General features: G+C 72.8%; 13 protein-coding genes. 1 reads left to right on the forward strand and 12 read right to left on the reverse strand.

Annotated features, from left to right (window positions below):
• Nucleotides 1–647: 647 nt before the first annotated feature.
• The 9 genes from scpB to ggt form a co-directional block, all read right to left on the reverse strand.
• Entirely contained in the window at nucleotides 648–1,241 is a 594-nt protein-coding gene (gene scpB, locus ACFO4E_RS27410) for an SMC-Scp complex subunit ScpB (protein WP_378579761.1), read from the reverse strand.
• A gap of 26 nt (nucleotides 1,242–1,267) precedes the next feature.
• Nucleotides 1,268–2,116 carry a segregation and condensation protein A gene (locus tag ACFO4E_RS27415; RefSeq protein ID WP_378579741.1) on the reverse strand — a complete coding sequence of 283 codons (849 nt, stop codon included), beginning with the start codon at nucleotides 2,114–2,116 and terminating at the stop codon, nucleotides 1,268–1,270.
• Between the two features lie 110 nt (nucleotides 2,117–2,226).
• Nucleotides 2,227–2,637: a hypothetical protein gene (locus ACFO4E_RS27420; protein WP_378579742.1), complete on the reverse strand. Its 411-nt coding sequence runs from the start codon at nucleotides 2,635–2,637 to the stop codon at nucleotides 2,227–2,229.
• A complete protein-coding gene (locus ACFO4E_RS27425) occupies nucleotides 2,610–3,575 on the reverse strand; it encodes a ParA family protein (protein ID WP_378579743.1) in 966 nt (321 codons plus the stop codon). Before ACFO4E_RS27425 ends, ACFO4E_RS27420 begins: the two co-directional genes overlap by 28 nt.
• Before the next feature lie 148 nt (nucleotides 3,576–3,723).
• Nucleotides 3,724–4,755: a site-specific tyrosine recombinase XerD gene (locus ACFO4E_RS27430; protein WP_378579744.1), complete on the reverse strand. Its 1,032-nt coding sequence runs from the start codon at nucleotides 4,753–4,755 to the stop codon at nucleotides 3,724–3,726.
• A gap of 240 nt (nucleotides 4,756–4,995) precedes the next feature.
• Complete coding sequence (locus ACFO4E_RS27435; protein WP_378579745.1) at nucleotides 4,996–5,616, reverse strand: NUDIX domain-containing protein; 621 nt, start codon at nucleotides 5,614–5,616, stop codon at nucleotides 4,996–4,998.
• Nucleotides 5,616–7,265 (reverse strand): CTP synthase, encoded by a 1,650-nt coding sequence (locus ACFO4E_RS27440; protein WP_378579746.1) that lies wholly within the window; start codon nucleotides 7,263–7,265, stop codon nucleotides 5,616–5,618. Before ACFO4E_RS27440 ends, ACFO4E_RS27435 begins: the two co-directional genes overlap by 1 nt.
• Before the next feature lie 180 nt (nucleotides 7,266–7,445).
• Nucleotides 7,446–8,357, reverse strand: coding sequence for a hydroxymethylglutaryl-CoA lyase (locus ACFO4E_RS27445; protein ID WP_378579747.1), 912 nt, complete (start codon nucleotides 8,355–8,357; stop codon nucleotides 7,446–7,448).
• A 9-nt stretch (nucleotides 8,358–8,366) separates the two neighbouring features.
• The gene (gene ggt / locus ACFO4E_RS27450; RefSeq protein WP_378579748.1) at nucleotides 8,367–10,145 is read right to left on the reverse strand and encodes a gamma-glutamyltransferase; all 1,779 of its coding nucleotides are present in this window, start codon (nucleotides 10,143–10,145) and stop codon (nucleotides 8,367–8,369) included.
• Nucleotides 10,146–10,280: 135 nt separating this feature from the next.
• Here ggt and ACFO4E_RS27455 point away from each other — a divergent pair, with 135 nt between their 5' ends.
• On the forward strand, nucleotides 10,281–10,706 hold the full coding sequence (locus tag ACFO4E_RS27455; RefSeq protein ID WP_378579749.1) for an SgcJ/EcaC family oxidoreductase: 426 nt from the start codon (nucleotides 10,281–10,283) through the stop codon (nucleotides 10,704–10,706).
• A gap of 12 nt (nucleotides 10,707–10,718) precedes the next feature.
• Here ACFO4E_RS27455 and ACFO4E_RS27460 read toward each other — a convergent pair whose 3' ends face one another.
• The 3 genes from ACFO4E_RS27460 to ACFO4E_RS27470 all read right to left on the reverse strand — a co-directional run.
• Entirely contained in the window at nucleotides 10,719–11,714 is a 996-nt protein-coding gene (locus ACFO4E_RS27460; protein WP_378579751.1) for a GNAT family N-acetyltransferase, read from the reverse strand.
• 287 nt (nucleotides 11,715–12,001) lie between these two features.
• A complete protein-coding gene (gene uvrB, locus ACFO4E_RS27465) occupies nucleotides 12,002–14,095 on the reverse strand; it encodes an excinuclease ABC subunit UvrB (protein WP_378579753.1) in 2,094 nt (697 codons plus the stop codon).
• 952 nt (nucleotides 14,096–15,047) lie between these two features.
• A partial coding sequence (locus tag ACFO4E_RS27470) for an HNH endonuclease signature motif containing protein (RefSeq protein ID WP_378579755.1) occupies nucleotides 15,048–15,368 on the reverse strand: 321 nt, incomplete at its 5' end.

Genomic DNA, 15,368 nt, shown 5'->3' on the forward strand with positions numbered 1-15,368 from the left:
CCTGACGGTAGGAACCGCGGTCGTCCCGCCCACCGGAACGGTAGGCGGGCCGATCGTCACGGCCGCCCGAGCGGTACGAGGGCCGGTCGTCACGGGGACCGGACCGGTACGCCGGCCGGTCACGGTCATCACGCCGGGGCCCGCCGCGGTCGTCACGGGGACCGGAGCGGTGGGAACCGCGGTCGCCGCGGTCATCACCGCGGAATCCGCCACGGTCGTCCCGGCGCTGGAAGCCGCGCTCGTCACGGCCGCCGGACCGGTACGCCGGCCGCTCGCGGTCGTCACGCCGGAAGGAACCTCCGTGACCGCGATCACCGCGGTCATCACGGCGGAACCCGCCACGGTCGTCACGGGGGCCGGAGCGCTGACCGGAACGGTCGTCACGCCGGAAGGAGCCACCGCTGCCGCCTTCACCGCGGTCGTCACGGCGGAACCCGCCGCGGTCATCGCGCGGGCCCGAACGGTGGGAACCGCGATCGCCGCGGTCGCCGCGCTCACCACGGTCGTCACCGCGGAAGGAACGGGGGGGACCCTCGCGCCGCGGTGGGCGTCCGGAGCGGTGGGAGTCGCCGCGCTCACCGCGCGGGGCGGAGCGACCGCGCTCACCGCGCTGGTCGTAGGAGTCCCGCTCACCGCGGGACTTGGGGTCATTTGGTGTGTTCACCGGTGTCGTCTAAACCTTCGATGTCGTCAGGCAGGAATGGTGCCAGATCAGGGAGTTCGTCGAGACTGCGCAGTCCGAGGCGCTCCAGGAAGTAACTCGTGGTGCGGTAGAGCAGCGCGCCCGATTCCGGGTCGTGCCCGGCTTCCTCGACCAGCCCTCTCAGTACGAGGGTACGCATAACCCCGTCACAGTTCACACCTCGGACGGCCGAAACGCGCCCGCGCGAGACGGGCTGGCGGTAGGCGACCACGGCCATGGTCTCCAGCGCCGCCTGGGTGAGCCGGACCTCCGTGCCCTCCTTGAGGAAGTGCTCGACGGCGTCGGCGCACTCCGGACGCGTGTAGATGCGCCACCCCTCCGCGACCTGACGCAGATCGAAACCCCGCCCCTGCGCGGTGTATTCCCCCGACAGCTCCGCCAGGGTCGCCGCGACGGCGTGCACCGGCAGCCCGAACGCGTGCGCGAGGTCGTATTCGGCCACCGGCTGGTCGACGACCATGAGGACGGCCTCCAGATTGCGCCGCACCTCGGCGGGCACGCCGCCCCCGCCGGCCGCGGCGGCGGTGTCCTCCCCCACGCCTTCCCCCACGCTCTCCCCCACACTCACGCCTGCCCCTCCCGTTCGTCCTCCCCGCCGGCACCGGGCACGGCGGCGGATCCGTCGTACTCGGAGTCGACCTCGACCTCTCCCGCGGCGCTCCCGGTCCAGGTCACGGTCAGCTCGCCCAGCGGCTCGGGCTGGTCGAACCCGACGTTGGCGTCACGGTACAGCTCCAGCAGCGCCAGGAAGCGCGCCACGACCTCGAACGAGCCGGTGCAGTCGGCCGTCAGCTGCGCGAAGGTGAGCGTGCCGCCGGCGCGCAGGGCCGCGACCACCAGCGCCCCCTGCTCGCGCACGGACGTCTTGGTCTGGTGGATGTGGGTGACCGGGACGCTCGGCGGCTCCTTGGGCGTGAGCGCCCGCACCGCCAGGGCCGCGAACTCCTGCGGCCCCAGTTTGATGAACACGTCCGGCCGGGAGGCGGCGAACCGCGGCTCCAGCGTGACGGCGCGCGGGAAGCGGCGCCCCTGCGCGGCGATCCGCCCGGAGAAGACCGCCGCGACCTCCTTGTAGGCGCGGTACTGGAGCAGCCGTGCGAACAGCAGGTCGCGCGCCTCCAGCAGCGCGAGGTCGGCCTCGTCCTCGATCTCCCCGCGCGGCAGCAGCCGCGCCGCCTTGAGGTCCAGCAGCGTGGCCGCCACCAGCAGGAAGTGACTGGCCTGGTCGAGGTCCCAGGAGTCGCCGTGCGCCTTGATGTAGGCGATGAACTCGTCGGTGACCTTCGACAGGGACACCTCGGTGATGTCCAGCTTGTGCTTGGAGATCAGCCCGAGGAGCAGGTCGAATGGGCCCTCGAAGTTGTCCAGGTGCACCAGGAAGGCGCCGTCGGCGGGCTCGTCTCCGGTGCTCATGCGGCGAAGGCCGGGATGGATGCGGTCATGTTCCCAGGGTGGCACCGGTTCCCCGGCGCCACGGTGCTCTCACGGATCGCGCCGGCCGGTGCCGGGCCGATCCTTCGGTTTCAGTCGTGGATGAGCCGCTGCACCAGCATGCTGGACTCCCCGTGCTCCTCGAAGTCGGCGAGCAGGACCGCCACGGCCTCGCGGACGATCCGGCCGCGGTCCGCGGTGAGCCCGTGTTCGGCGCGCAGCGTGAGCCGGGTCTGCTCCAGTGCGAGCAGTTCGGCGGCGGAGATGTACACCGTGATCTTCTCGTCGTGGCGCTGGCGGCCGCTGGGCTGCGGAGCGCGCTGCCGCTTCGCCCGCGCGCGGCGCGGTGCGGGCGGCGTGACGGGAGCGGTGTGCACCGCCGACGCATCGTGGAGGTGTGCGGGCGGGGAAGGCGCGGGCTCGGGCGGCAGGGGTGCGGACGGGCGGAAGAACAGCTCGTCGGCCCCCGGCAGGGTCACACGTCGGGACCGCTGATCGGCCACCTGGCCAGCACCTCCTTCGCGAGATCCCGGTAGGCGCCGGCGCCCGCCGACGACGAGTCGAACCGGGTGATGGGCTCCCCCGCGACGGTGGCGTCGGGGAAGCGGACGGTCCGGTTGATGACGGTGCCGTAGACCTTGTCGCCGAAGCCGTCGATGATGGTCGCCAGCACCTCGCGCGCGTGCAACGTGCGCGGGTCGTACATGGTGCCGAGGAACCCGTCGATGACGAGGTTCTCGTTCAGCCGCTCCTGCACCTTCTGGATGGTGTCCATGAGCAGCGCCACCCCGCGCAGCGCGAAGAACTCGCATTCGAGCGGCACGATGACCCCGTGCGCCGCTGTGAGCGCGTTCACGGTGAGCAGGCCGAGCGAGGGCTGGCAGTCGATGAGGACGACGTCGTAGTCGTCGATCACCGGGCGCAGGGCGCGCCCCAGCATGTGCTCGCGGGCGACCTCGCCCACCAGCTGCACCTCGGCGGCCGACAGATCGATGTTGCTCGGGATCAGGTCCAGGCCGTCGATGTCGGTCTTGAGCAGCACGTCCTCGACACCGACGTCGCGCTGCATCAGCAGGTTGTAGACGGTGAGGTCCAGTTCCCGCGGGTCGAGCCGCCCCAGCCCCACCGAGAGCGCGCCCTGCGGGTCGAAGTCCACGAGCAGCACGCGCCGCCCGTACTCCGCCATGGCCGCGCCGAGGTTGATCGTCGTGGTGGTCTTACCGACTCCACCTTTCTGATTACACAGTGCTACGATGCGTGCCGGGCCGTGGCCGTCGAGCGGCTCGGGCTCCGGGAAGATCGGTTTCGGTCTCTTCGCTTGCAGTGCCGCCCCCGTGCTGCGCGTTTCCCCCCATGGGTTGCTCGCCGTGCGCTCCGGCGTGTCCGGGTCGATGGGACCGGCGTCCGCCGTGTCCGCATCGTCGTATTCCGACCAGCTCACAACCCTTGACCTCCCTACGGACCGGCCATCGCCGGGCGATTCAGGCCCCCCGGTTGACCGGCCGTCGGAAAAACTCAATATGTCGACAGCGACAAACCGTCGTGCCGCGACTCTAGAACGTCGACACGGGGTGATTCAACGCGACACTCTACGGGGTGGCCGACCACCCTACCGGGGTCCGGGCGGCGCGCGGGTGGCTGGCCGCGTAAACCTCCCGCAGGCGGTCGACGGTCACCAGGGTGTAGACCTGGGTGGTGGTCACCGACGCGTGTCCCAGCAGCTCCTGGACCACCCGCACGTCGGCGCCGCCGTCGAGCAGGTGGGTGGCGAAGGAGTGGCGCAGGGTGTGCGGCGAGACATCGGTGAGGCCGGCGCGCTCGGCCGCCGCCCGCAGCACCGCCCACGCCCCCTGGCGGGTCAGGCGGCCCCCGCGCGCGTTCAGGAACAGAGCGGGGGTTCCGCGCCCCGACGCGGCCAGCACGGGCCGCGCGCGCACCAGGTAGGCGTCCAGGGCGCCGCGGGCGAACCGCCCGACCGGCACCAGCCGCTCCTTGCCGCCCTTCCCGCGGAAGCGGACCACGTTGACGTCCGGGCGCGCCTCGTCGCCGCCGGAGGCGGAACCGGCCAGCCGGGTGACGTCGTCGACGTCCAGCCCGACCGCTTCGGAGATCCGCGCCCCGGTTCCGTACAGCAACTCCAGGAGGGCGCGGTCCCGCAGCGCCCGCGGGTCGCCGCCGCCGGCGGCGTCCAGCAGCGACTCGATGTCCCGCAGTGACACCGCTTTGGGCAGGCGGCGCGGCGGCGAGGGCGGGCGCACCTCGCGCGCCGGGTCGTGAGCGGTGATGCCCTCGCGCTGCGCGAAGCGGTGCAGGCCGCGCACCGCGACGACGGCGCGCCCGGCGGAGTTGCCGCCCAGCGGCGGATGGGCGGTATCGCCTTCGCGCAGCCTGCGCAGGAACTCGGTGACATCGTCCGCACCGACGCGGTCCAGCGCGGGCAGCCCGCGCTCACCCAGGAATTCCAGGTAGCGGCGGAGGTCGCGGCGGTAGGAGGTCAGGGTGTTGTCGGCGAGCCCGCGCTCGACGGTGAGGTGGTCGAGGTAGCCGCGCACCGCGGACAGCAGCTCGGCACCGGGCTTCGTGCCGTGCGGGTCGTCCTGCTCGGCTGCCGTCACGCTCACCTGACTCCCCCACTGGGCGGGCATCCCCCTATTTCCGGGGAGATGATGCCATAGGGGAGGTACTGTCCGCCCTTGCGACACCGGGATTCCGCGACAACGGTTCCGCCGACAGCAGCGGCCGCCTGTACAGCGTAGGATACGGGTGTTCGACGCGGGGCCGGAACCGCGGCGCGAACGGCGAGATCACGCCCGCGCGCCGCCGCCCGGGCACGGCCCGGGCGGCGGCGCGCGGGCGGGGTGTCAGTCCTCGGCGGGTGCCAGCGAGGCGAACCCGGTGCGGGCCGCCGTGGCGGCCGCCAGGATCCCGATGACGGTCGCGCCGTTGTGCAGCCGGCCGCCGAGAACGGCGTCCACCGCGTCGTCCAGCGGCAGCCACGCCGCCTCCATGTCGGCCTCCTCGTGCACGCGGACGAAGCCGATCTCGGATTCGGGTACCGCGGACAGGCCGCGCGCGAGGTACACCGAGATCCGCTCGCTGGAGAACCCCGCCGACGGGAAGAAGTCGACGAGCCGGTGCCAGCGCTCGGCGCGGTACCCGGCCTCCTCCACCAGCTCGCGCTGGACGGTGCGCAGCGGCGGCTCGCCGGCTTCGTCGCGCATCCCCGCGGGCAGCTCCCACAGCCGGTGCCCGACCGCGTGCCGGTACTGCGAGAGCAGCAGCACCCGGCCGTCGTCGTCGAGTGCCACGGCCGCGACCGCTCCCGGGTGCTCCATGCGCTCCCGCGCCACCACCTCGGTGCCCTCCGAGCCGGGCATGGCCAGCCAGTCGACCCGGGTGGCGGTCTTGGCTCCCACGAACGGCTCGGCGCTCCTCACGACCTCCCAGGACTCCGGGTGGTCGGCGACGCGCTGGTCGCCCATCAGGCGCGCCCCTCCGCGGCGGCGCGCTCCCGGGCGGCCGAGATCAGCCCGGCGAACAGCGGGTGCGCCCGGGTGGGGCGCGAACGCAGCTCCGGGTGCGCCTGGGTGGCGATGAAGAACGGGTGCTGCTCGCGGGGCAGCTCGACGTACTCCACGAGCCGGCCGTCGGGCGAGAGGCCGGAGAACACCAGCCCGCTGTCCTCCAGCTGCCCGCGGTAGGCGTTGTTCACCTCGAAGCGGTGCCGGTGGCGCTCGGAGACCTCGGGCTCGCCGTACACCTCGCGCGCCAGGGAGCCGTCGGCCAGGTCGGCGGGGTACAGCCCCAGCCGCATGGTCCCGCCCATGTCGCGCTCGCCGGCGATGACCTCGGTCTGATCGGCCATGGTCGCGATGACCTGGTCCTTGGCCTTGTCGTCGAACTCGGCGCTGTTGGCCCCCTGGAGGCCGGCCACGTTGCGGGCGTACTCGATGACCATGCACTGGAGGCCCAGGCAGATGCCCAGCAGCGGGATGCGGTTCTCGCGGGCGTAGCGGATGGCGCCGAGCTTGCCCTCGATACCGCGCACCCCGAACCCGCCCGGGATCAGCACGCCGTCGACCCCGCCCAGCTCGCGCTGTGCGCCTTCGGCGGTGCCGCAGCCGTCGCTGGCCACCCAGCGGATGTTGACCCGGGTGCTGCCGGCGAAGCCGCCCGCGCGCAGCGCCTCGGTGACCGAGAGGTAGGCGTCGGGCAGGTCGATGTACTTGCCGACCAGGGCGATGGTGACCTCGTGGTCGGGCTGGTGGACCCGGCGCAGCAGGTCGTCCCACTCGGTCCAGTCGACGTCGCGGAACGCGAGCCCGAGCCGGCGCACGACGTAGGCGTCGAGGCCCTCCCGGTGCAGCACCTTGGGGATGTCGTAGATCGAGGGGGCGTCGGGGGTGGAGACCACGCCGCCCTCGTCGACGTCGCACATCAGGCTGATCTTGCTCTTCAGGCTCTGCGGGATGGGCCGGTCCGAGCGGCACACGATCGCGTCGGGCTGGATGCCGATGCTGCGCAGCGCCGCGACGGAGTGCTGGGTGGGCTTGGTCTTCAGCTCCCCGGAGGGGCCGAGGAAGGGCAGCAGCGACACGTGCAGGAAGAAGCAGTTGTCGCGGCCGATCTCGTGCCGGATCTGGCGGACCGCCTCCAGGAACGGCTGGGACTCGATGTCGCCGACGGTCCCGCCGATCTCGGTGATGACGATGTCGACGTCGGCGGCCTCCATGGCGAAGATCCGCGACTTGATCTCGTTGGTGATGTGCGGGATGACCTGCACGGTGTCGCCGAGGTAGGCGCCCTGGCGCTCCTTGGCGATGACGCTGGAGTACACCTGGCCCGTGGTGACGTTGGCCGACGCCGACAGCTCGGTGTCGAGGAAGCGCTCGTAGTGGCCGATGTCGAGGTCGGTCTCGGCGCCGTCGTCCGTGACGAACACCTCACCGTGCTGGAAGGGGTTCATCGTGCCGGGGTCGACGTTCAGGTAGGGGTCGAGCTTCTGCATGGTGACCCGAAGCCCCCGCGACTTCAGCAGCCGTCCGAGGCTGGAGGCGGTCAGGCCCTTCCCGAGACTGGAGGCGACTCCGCCGGTGACGAAAAGGTGTTTGGTGCTCGCGGCGGCTGCCAAAGTGGTGCTCCCGTGGTCGAATGGCGACGGTTCGCCCTTTGCGAGGACGGCCGTGCGGTGTCCGGATCGGGGCTGGGGCCTGGCCCTGCAAAACCCTCGGACTCCACGGGCCACCAGGATAACAGGGCCGGACACCCACGCTGGTCTCCGCCCCGGCACGTCCAGCATCCCACGGCGCGCTCAGCCGGACGTCGCCGCGCCACCCCACGCGAACCCGGCGCGGCCCAGCAGCGCGGGCGGCTCCTTGCCCAGCAGGGTGCCCAGCCACTGCCCCGTGCGCGCCATCGCCGGGCCGTCCACGCCCGTGGCCGCGCCGCTGCGGTCCAGCAGGTACACGAGGTCCTCGGTGGCGATGTTGCCGGTGGCCCCGGGCGCGAACGGGCACCCGCCGAACCCGCCGAGGCTGGCGTCGAGCACCGTGACCCCGTGCTCGTAGGCGGCCAGGGCGTTGGCGTAGCCGGTATTGCGGGTGTTGTGGAAGTGGCAGCGCAGCACGGCCCCGCCCGCGACCTCGCGCACCCGCCGCACCAGGTCGGCCACCTGGCGGGGCACGCCCACGCCGATGGTGTCGGCGATGGCGATCTCCACCGCGCCCGCCTCCGCCGCCCGCTGCGCGATGGCGGCCACGCGCCCGGGCGGCGTCTCGCCGTCGAACGGGCAGCCGAACGCGGTGGAGACCGTGGCGCTCACCGGCATCCCCGCGGCGGCCGCCGCCCGCGCGATGTCCTCGAAGGCCGCCAGCATCTCCTCGACCGTGCAGCCCTGGTTGCGGCGGCAGAACCCGTCGGTGGCCGGGATGGCGACGTTGACCTCGTCGACCCCCGCCGCGAGGGCCCGGTCCAGCCCCCGCCGGTTGAGCACGAGTCCGATGTAGGAGACGCCGCCGCGCGGGACCCCGGCCATGACCTCCTCGGCGCCGGCCATCTGCGGCACCCGGCGCGGATCGACGAAGCTCACGGCCTCGATCCGCCGCGCGCCGGCGGCCACCGCGCGCGCGATCAGCTCCAGCTTCTGCTCGACCGTCAGCGGCGTGTCCTCGTTCTGCAGGCCGTCGCGGGGCCCGACCTCGACGATCTCCACGTGTCCGTCCATCCCGCCAGCCTAGCGAGAGGGGCGCAGCACGGCCGCGTGCCCGCCGCCGCGCCGGTCGGCCTCGGCGACCGCCTGGATCCGCCCGCGGTCCAGCACCTCCAGGCCCACCGCGGCGCCGATCTCGGGGACCTCGGCGAACGCGTGCCCCATGCCCGTCAGCTCCGCCTCGGCCGGGGTGCCCAGGAACGCGGGCTCGGCGTCGGTCCGGGCCCCGTTGCGCTGGGAGAGCCGGGGCTCGGCCATGGCCTCGGGCAGGGTCAGCCCGCGGTCGACCCGGTCGACCAGCAATTGCAGGACCGTGGTGATGATGGTCGCCCCGCCCGGCGAGCCCATGGCCAGGTAGGGCTCACCGTCTCGCAGGACGATGGTCGGCGCCATGCTGGACCGGGGGCGCTTGCCCGGCGCGGGGAGGTTCGCGGCTCCGGCGCCGGACTCCGCGACCTCGAACTCGAAGTCGGTCAGCTCGTTGTTGAGCAGGAACCCGCGGCCGGGGACGGTGATGCCGCTGCCGCCCGTCTGCTCGATGGACATCGTGTAGGACACCACGCCGCCCCACCGGTCGGCGGTCACCAGGTGGGTGGTCGAGGGTCCTTCGCGCCCGGCTCCGGCCGGCGGCCCGCCGGCGGCGCAGCCGTCGCCGCCCGCCACGTCCCCGGGCGCGACCGGCGCCGCACCGGCCTCCTCCAGGTCGATGTGGCACGCGCGCTGGGCCGCGTAGTCGTCGGAGAGCAGGGTGTCCAGGGGGACGTCGGCGTAGGCGGGGTCGCCGACGTAGGCGTTGCGGTCGGCGAAGGCGAGCTTGGCGGCCTCCAGCATGACGTGCCGGCCGCCGGTGTCGCCGAGCTCCTCGGGGTCGTAGCGCTCGATGATGTTCAGCGCCTCGCCGACCGTCGACCCGCCCGACGACGACGGCGCCATGCCGTACACGTCCAGGCCCCGGAAGACCGAGTGCGCGGGGTCGCGCTCCACCACCGCGTAGTCCGCTACGTCGTCGGCCGTCAGCAGCCCGGGCCGGACCACGCGGTCGGTGCCGGGTGCCACCGGCGGCGCGGCGGCTGTGGCGGCGATGTCGGCGCCGATCTCGCCGTCGAGGACGTCCGCGCCCTCCCTCGCAAAGGCGCGGTAGGTGTCGGCGAGATCGGGGTTGCGCAGGCGCGTACCCGGCTCGGGCGGCGCACCGCCGGGCAGGAACAGCTCGGCGGTTGCGGGGAAGTCCGCGAACCGCTCGGCGTTCTGCTCGGTCTGGCGGCGGAACGTCTCGTCGACGGTGAACCCGTGCTCGGCCAGCTCGATCGCCGGGCGCATCACCCGGCTGAGCGGGGTCCTCCCCCACTCCTGCACCGCGTGCTCCCACGTCGCCGGCGCCCCGGGCGCCCCCACCGACAGCCCGGAGGTGACGGCCTCGGCGAACGGGATGGGCTCGCCGTCCTCCAGGAAGGAGTCCTCCGCCATCGCCGCCGGCGCCGTCTCGCGGCCGTCCAGGGTGTACACGCGGTCGTCCCGGGGGCTGTAGTAGACGAAGTAGCCGCCGCCCCCGAACCCGCCGGAGTAGGGCTCGGTGACGCCCAGGGCCGCCGCCGCGGCCACGGCGGCGTCCACCGCGTTGCCGCCCCGTCCCAGGACCTCCAGCCCCGCCTCGGTGGCCGCGGGGTCGACCGTGGCCACCGCGCCGCCCCTGCCCACCGCCACCGGGTCGCGATCGGTCCGCGCGGCCGCCGGCACGGCGGCCGTCGCCACGAGGGCGGCCGCTCCCAGCACCGCACCGATCCGGATGGTCGCTCTGGTCACGTGGACCGCCCTTCGCATCGCCGACTGCGACCGTAACCCGCACGCGGCCGGAAGACCAGAGTTCCGCGTTGATCCCGCTTTGCCCGCCCGCGGCTAGCCTCGCCGCACACGAACCGGGGAGCACAGGGAGTCTCAATGACCGATTCCAGACCCGTCGCCCAGTGGCCCGGCGGCGACCCCGCCGGGGACGCCGGCCGTGTCGCCGAGGTCATCGCCGAGCGCGAGGACGCCTTCAACCGGGGCGACGCCGATCTGTTCGACCGCAGGTTCACCGCCGACGTCGTGGTGGTCAGCGCGGCCGGGCGGCGCTTCGAGGGCTGGGAGGAGATCCACGCCTACCACGCGGCGCGGCTCGGCGGCCGCCCGCCCGGGGTCCGCACCCGCCTCACCGTCCTGGCCAGCACGTTCCCGGGCCCCGGGACCGCCGTCGTCCACACGTCGCAGCTCCTGGCGACGCCCGACGGGGAGCGGACCACCCTGGGGACGTGGACCATGGCCGAACGCGACGGCGAGTGGTGGATCTGCTCGCTCCAGCAGACGGCCGCGGCCCCGCGGGAATGAGCCGGGAACGGCTCAGCGCAGGGCCAGGGCCGGGCGGATCTCCCAGGTGGTCCACAACGGGCGGTAGCCCATGCGGTGCCAGAAGGGGCCGGAGAGCGGGTTCATGACCGCGTAGTTGAGCAGCGTGGCCGCGACGCCGTGGGCGTCGAGCGCCTGATGGGCGCTGCTGATCAGGGCGGTGCCGATCCCGTGGCCGCGCTCGTCGGCCGTCACGACGCCGTAGCCGATGTGCGCGGCCGGTGCCGCGCTGGTGAGCGGCGCCGCCCACCTGGCGCGTTCGGGCGGGGAGACCCAGATCAGGCCGACCGTTCGCCCGCGGCGCTCGGCCAGCCAGATCCACGACGGCGAGCGCGCCAGGGACCGCGCCACCACCCGGCGGGTCTGGTCGGCGGTCTCGGGCTGCACGAACACCCCGCCGAAGTGCTCCTCGTAGCGGTGCTCCTCCATGAGCAGCGCCACGACCTGGGGCAGGTCCTCGGGGTCGGCGAGCCGTATGGTGACGTCCCTCGGCGGCAGCGACGGCGGGACGCCCCTGCGCTGCTGCCGGACGGCGAGCACGCTGTGCGGCAGCAGGCCGTGGCGTTGCAGCGGGAGGACGCCGATGACGTCGCGCGCCGGCCAGGTGAGCTGGGCGGCCGACTCCGACCCGGTGCCGCTGGGCAGTTCGGCGAGCTGGTCGCGCCAGCTGGTGAGCAGGGAGTCCAGCGCGCGCCCGGGGTCGGGGCCGCCCACGATGGGCGTCAGCCAGTGCTGGTCGGGGACCCCCCAGGTACGGCCGACCTCGCCGGGCTGGTACCACGAATAGCGCATGGTGCCGGTGGCCACCGGGCGGCCGACCTCGTCACTGACCGTCAGCAGCGGGTAGGCGCTGGGACGGGGGTGCGAAGGGGTCGGCAGCAGCGGATCGACGGTCCGCCACCGGTGGGCCGCCGAGCGCACCAGAAGTTCGAATTCCGCGGGGCCACCTGGCAGGTCGTCGTGCCGGACCCGGACGACATATCCGCCCATCCCACCTCCAGGCCGCGCATTATGGCTGCTGCGCCCGCTCAGGACTCGGTGGCGCGGCTTGGCCAGAGTCGGCGGGGATCACGTGCCGTGGCGTTACGAACACATGGAGCGTACCGCTTACGCCACGGTTTGCCCGACTCGTCGGACACCTTTCCGGTTGTGATTTAACACAGTGCAATTTCATCAGGGCAATGCCGAGACCGCACCAACCGTAGCCGATTCGGTAGCGTGCTGTGCCCTCGGGGCGTCCTCACCGAGCGTTACCGCAGCCAGGACGCGTCGCCCGATCAGCTCACGCCGGCGGCGTCCATGCCGCGCAGCTCCCGCTTGAGCTCCTTGATCTCGTCGCGCAGCCGCGCGGCGAGCTCGAACTGGAGATCCGTGGCCGCCTGATGCATCTGCTTGCCCAGCTGGTCGATCAGGTCCGCCAGCTCGGCGCGCGGCATCTGGGCGATGTCCTTGGCCCGCTCCCCCGTGGACGTCAGCGACGGCACGGGCGCCTTCGCGGCCCGGTACCCCGACCCGATCAGCTCCTCGGTGTCGACGTCCTCACGCGCCAGCGAGTCGAGGATGTCGGCGATCTTCTTCCGCAGCGGCTGCGGATCGATGCCGTGCTCCTCGTTGTAGGCCAACTGCTTGGCCCGCCGCCGCTCGGTCTCGTCGAGCGCGTTGCGCATCGAGTCGGTGACCTTGTCGGCGTACATGTGCACCTCGCCGGCGACGTTGCGCGCGGCGCGGCCGATCGTCTGGATGAGCGCCGACGAGGACCGCAGGAAGCCCTCCTTGTCGGCGTCGAGGATCGCTACCAGCGACACCTCGGGCAGGTCCAGCCCCTCGCGCAGCAGGTTGATGCCGACGAGCACGTCGTACTCGCCGGCCCGAAGCTCGCGGAGCAGCTCCACCCGCCGCAGGGTGTCGACCTCGCTGTGCAGGTACCGCACCCGGATGTCGAGCTCGGCGAAGTAGTCCGTCAGGTCCTCGGCCATCTTCTTGGTCAGCGTGGTGACCAGCACCCGCTCTTGGCGCTCGGCCCGCAGCCGGATCTCGTGCACCAGATCGTCGATCTGGCCGTCGGTGGGCTTGACCACGACCTTGGGGTCGACCAGGCCGGTGGGCCGGATGACCTGCTCCACGACGTCGCCGCCGCTCTGCCTCAGCTCATAGGGGCCCGGGGTCGCGGACAGGTACACGGTCTGCCCGATCCGCCCCAGGAACTCCTCCCACTTCAGCGGCCGGTTGTCGAGCGCCGACGGCAGCCGGAACCCGTGGTCGACCAGCGTGCGCTTGCGCGAGGCGTCGCCCTCGTACATCCCGCCGATCTGCGGGACGGTCACGTGCGACTCGTCGACCACCAGCAGGAAGTCCTCGGGGAAGTAGTCGAGCAGCGTGTTGGGGGGACTGCCGGCCTCGCGGTCGTCGAAGTGCCGCGAGTAGTTCTCGATCCCGGAGCAGGACCCCACCTGGCGCAGCATCTCCAGGTCGTAGGTCGTGCGCATCCGCAGCCGCTGCGCCTCCAGCAGCTTGCCCTGGGCCTCCAGCTCCGAAAGCCGCTCGCCGAGCTCCGCCTCGATCCCGTTGACGGCGCGCTCCATGCGCTCGGGACCCGCCACATAGTGCGAGGCCGGGAAGATGAACATCTCCTCGTCCTCGCCCAGCACCTCGCCGGTGAGCGGGTGCAGGGTCATCAGCCGCTCGATCTCATCGCCGAACATCTCGATGCGGATCGCGAGTTCCTCGTAGACCGGGATGATCTCGATGGTGTCGCCGCGCACCCGGAAGGTCCCCCGCGTGAACGCCACGTCGTTGCGCGTGTACTGCATCCCGACCAGCTTGCGCAGCAGGTCGTCGCGGTCGACCTCCATCCCGGTGCGCAGCACCGCCATGCGGTCGACGTACTCCTGCGGCGTACCGAGGCCGTAGATGCACGACACCGACGCCACCACGATGGTGTCGCGCCGGGTGATCAGCGAGTTGGTCGCCGAGTGCCGCAACCGCTCGACCTCGTCGTTGATCGAGGAGTCCTTCTCGATGTAGGTGTCGGTCTGCGGGACGTAGGCCTCGGGCTGGTAGTAGTCGTAGTAGGAGACGAAGTACTCGACCGCGTTGTTCGGCAGCATCTCCCGCAGCTCATTGGCGAACTGCGCGGCCAGCGTCTTGTTGGGCTGCATCACCAGGGTCGGCCGCTGCACCTGTTCGACCATCCACGCCACCGTGGCGGTCTTGCCCGTACCGGTGGCACCCAGCAGCACGGTGTCGCGGTCCCCCGCCTGGACACGCCGACTCAGCTCGGCGATCGCCCCCGGCTGGTCCCCCGCGGGCGACATCTCCGAGACCACCTCGAACGGCGCCTTCTTGCGCTGGATTTCCGTCACCGGCCGCACGTCGCGTCAACTCCCGTAGCTTGCACCTGATACGCCAGGGAACCTGCGTTCCCAGTCGGCCTTCTCACTCTACGACCGGACACCGACAACGCCGCGATCCCGCCGGACATTCCCTCCCTGGTCCACCCCCCTGCGGCCGCTTCTCCCTCTTGCCACCCTTCACACCTGGGGATCCTTCACGGATGCGGATGCGGATGCGCATGCGGGTGTGCGGATGCGGGTGCGAGGGCTGGGGCGCTCGCCGGGCACGGAACGACCAGTGTCACAGGGGGCGGGGTTCATGCGGGCGGCGACGGCGGTGAGGGGTGGGGTCGGACAGGCGTCCTCGGGTGGTCGTGGGGTGGGGTTCAGACGGGCGGCGACGGCCGGCGGTGGGGCAGGTCGCGCAGCCGGTGCGGGAGGCGCCGCGTCACGGTCCAGGCGGGCCGCGACGGCCCGGAGGGGTGCGGCCGGACAGGCGTCCCCGGGCGGTCGCGGGGCCGGGTTCAAACGTGCAGCGACGGCCGGCGGTGGGGGCAGGTCGCGCAGCCGGTACGGCAGGCATCGCGCCACGGTTCAGGCGGGCGGCGACGGCGCCGGAGGGTGAGGCCGGGGGGATGCTCAGGTGGTCGCAGGGCGGGGCCTGCGCTCGGCGGTGCGCTGGGCTGGGGACTGGGGGACGTGGGCGGGTGCCGGGTGGTGTGTGGTGGCGGTCCCGGCCGCCGGGGTCCTGCTGGTGCCTGGGGCGCCGCCGGGTGGATGCTTTCGCCGGTGGCCGGTGGCCGGTGGCCGGTGGGCGGTGGGCGTGTGCTGCGGGGTGGACGAGGGCGGGGCGACCCCCTCCCGCACGTGGGGCCACCCCGCCTGGGCACATTCGGTGCCCCTGTCCGTGGCCCGTGTCCGTCTCGGTTGTCCGTCTCGGTGCCCGGTGTGGTCCCCCTGCCCGGGTCCCCCGGGCTCCTGCTCCGGGGGGTCATGGGCCGGGGTAGGGGTCGGGGACGGTGGTGTGGGTGCGGTGGTGGGGGGTCCGCCATACCAGGGTGCCGGGAGAGGGCTGAGACAGCTTCCAGCCGGGGTGCTGCTTGAGGCGGTGGTGGCGTCGGCACAGCGCGGCCAGGTTGGCGGCACTGGTCGGCCCCCCGAGGTGGTGGGGGACGGTGTGGTCGACGTCGCACTCCACCGCCGGGCGGTTGCAGTGGGGGAAGCGGCAGGTGCGGTCGCGGGAGTCGATGTGGGACCGCAGCCGGGGCGGGGGCCGGTAGCGGGTGGTGCCCTCGGCCACCGGGGTTCCCTC

The sequence above is a fragment of the Nocardiopsis mangrovi genome (genome assembly GCF_042653925.1).
Lineage (GTDB): Bacteria > Actinomycetota > Actinomycetes > Streptosporangiales > Streptosporangiaceae > Nocardiopsis_B > Nocardiopsis_B mangrovi.

Excerpts from the sequence above, each read along its gene's own strand:
- ACFO4E_RS27415 (WP_378579741.1), bottom strand. The coding sequence starts at position 2,116 with ATGAGCACCGGAGACGAGCCCGCCGACGGCGCCTTCCTGGTGCACCTG.
- ACFO4E_RS27435 (WP_378579745.1), bottom strand. The coding sequence starts at position 5,616 with ATGGGCGACCAGCGCGTCGCCGACCACCCGGAGTCCTGGGAGGTCGTG.
- ACFO4E_RS27445 (WP_378579747.1), bottom strand. The coding sequence starts at position 8,357 with ATGGACGGACACGTGGAGATCGTCGAGGTCGGGCCCCGCGACGGCCTG.
- ACFO4E_RS27455 (WP_378579749.1), top strand. The coding sequence starts at position 10,281 with ATGACCGATTCCAGACCCGTCGCCCAGTGGCCCGGCGGCGACCCCGCC.
- ACFO4E_RS27460 (WP_378579751.1), bottom strand. The coding sequence starts at position 11,714 with ATGGGCGGATATGTCGTCCGGGTCCGGCACGACGACCTGCCAGGTGGC.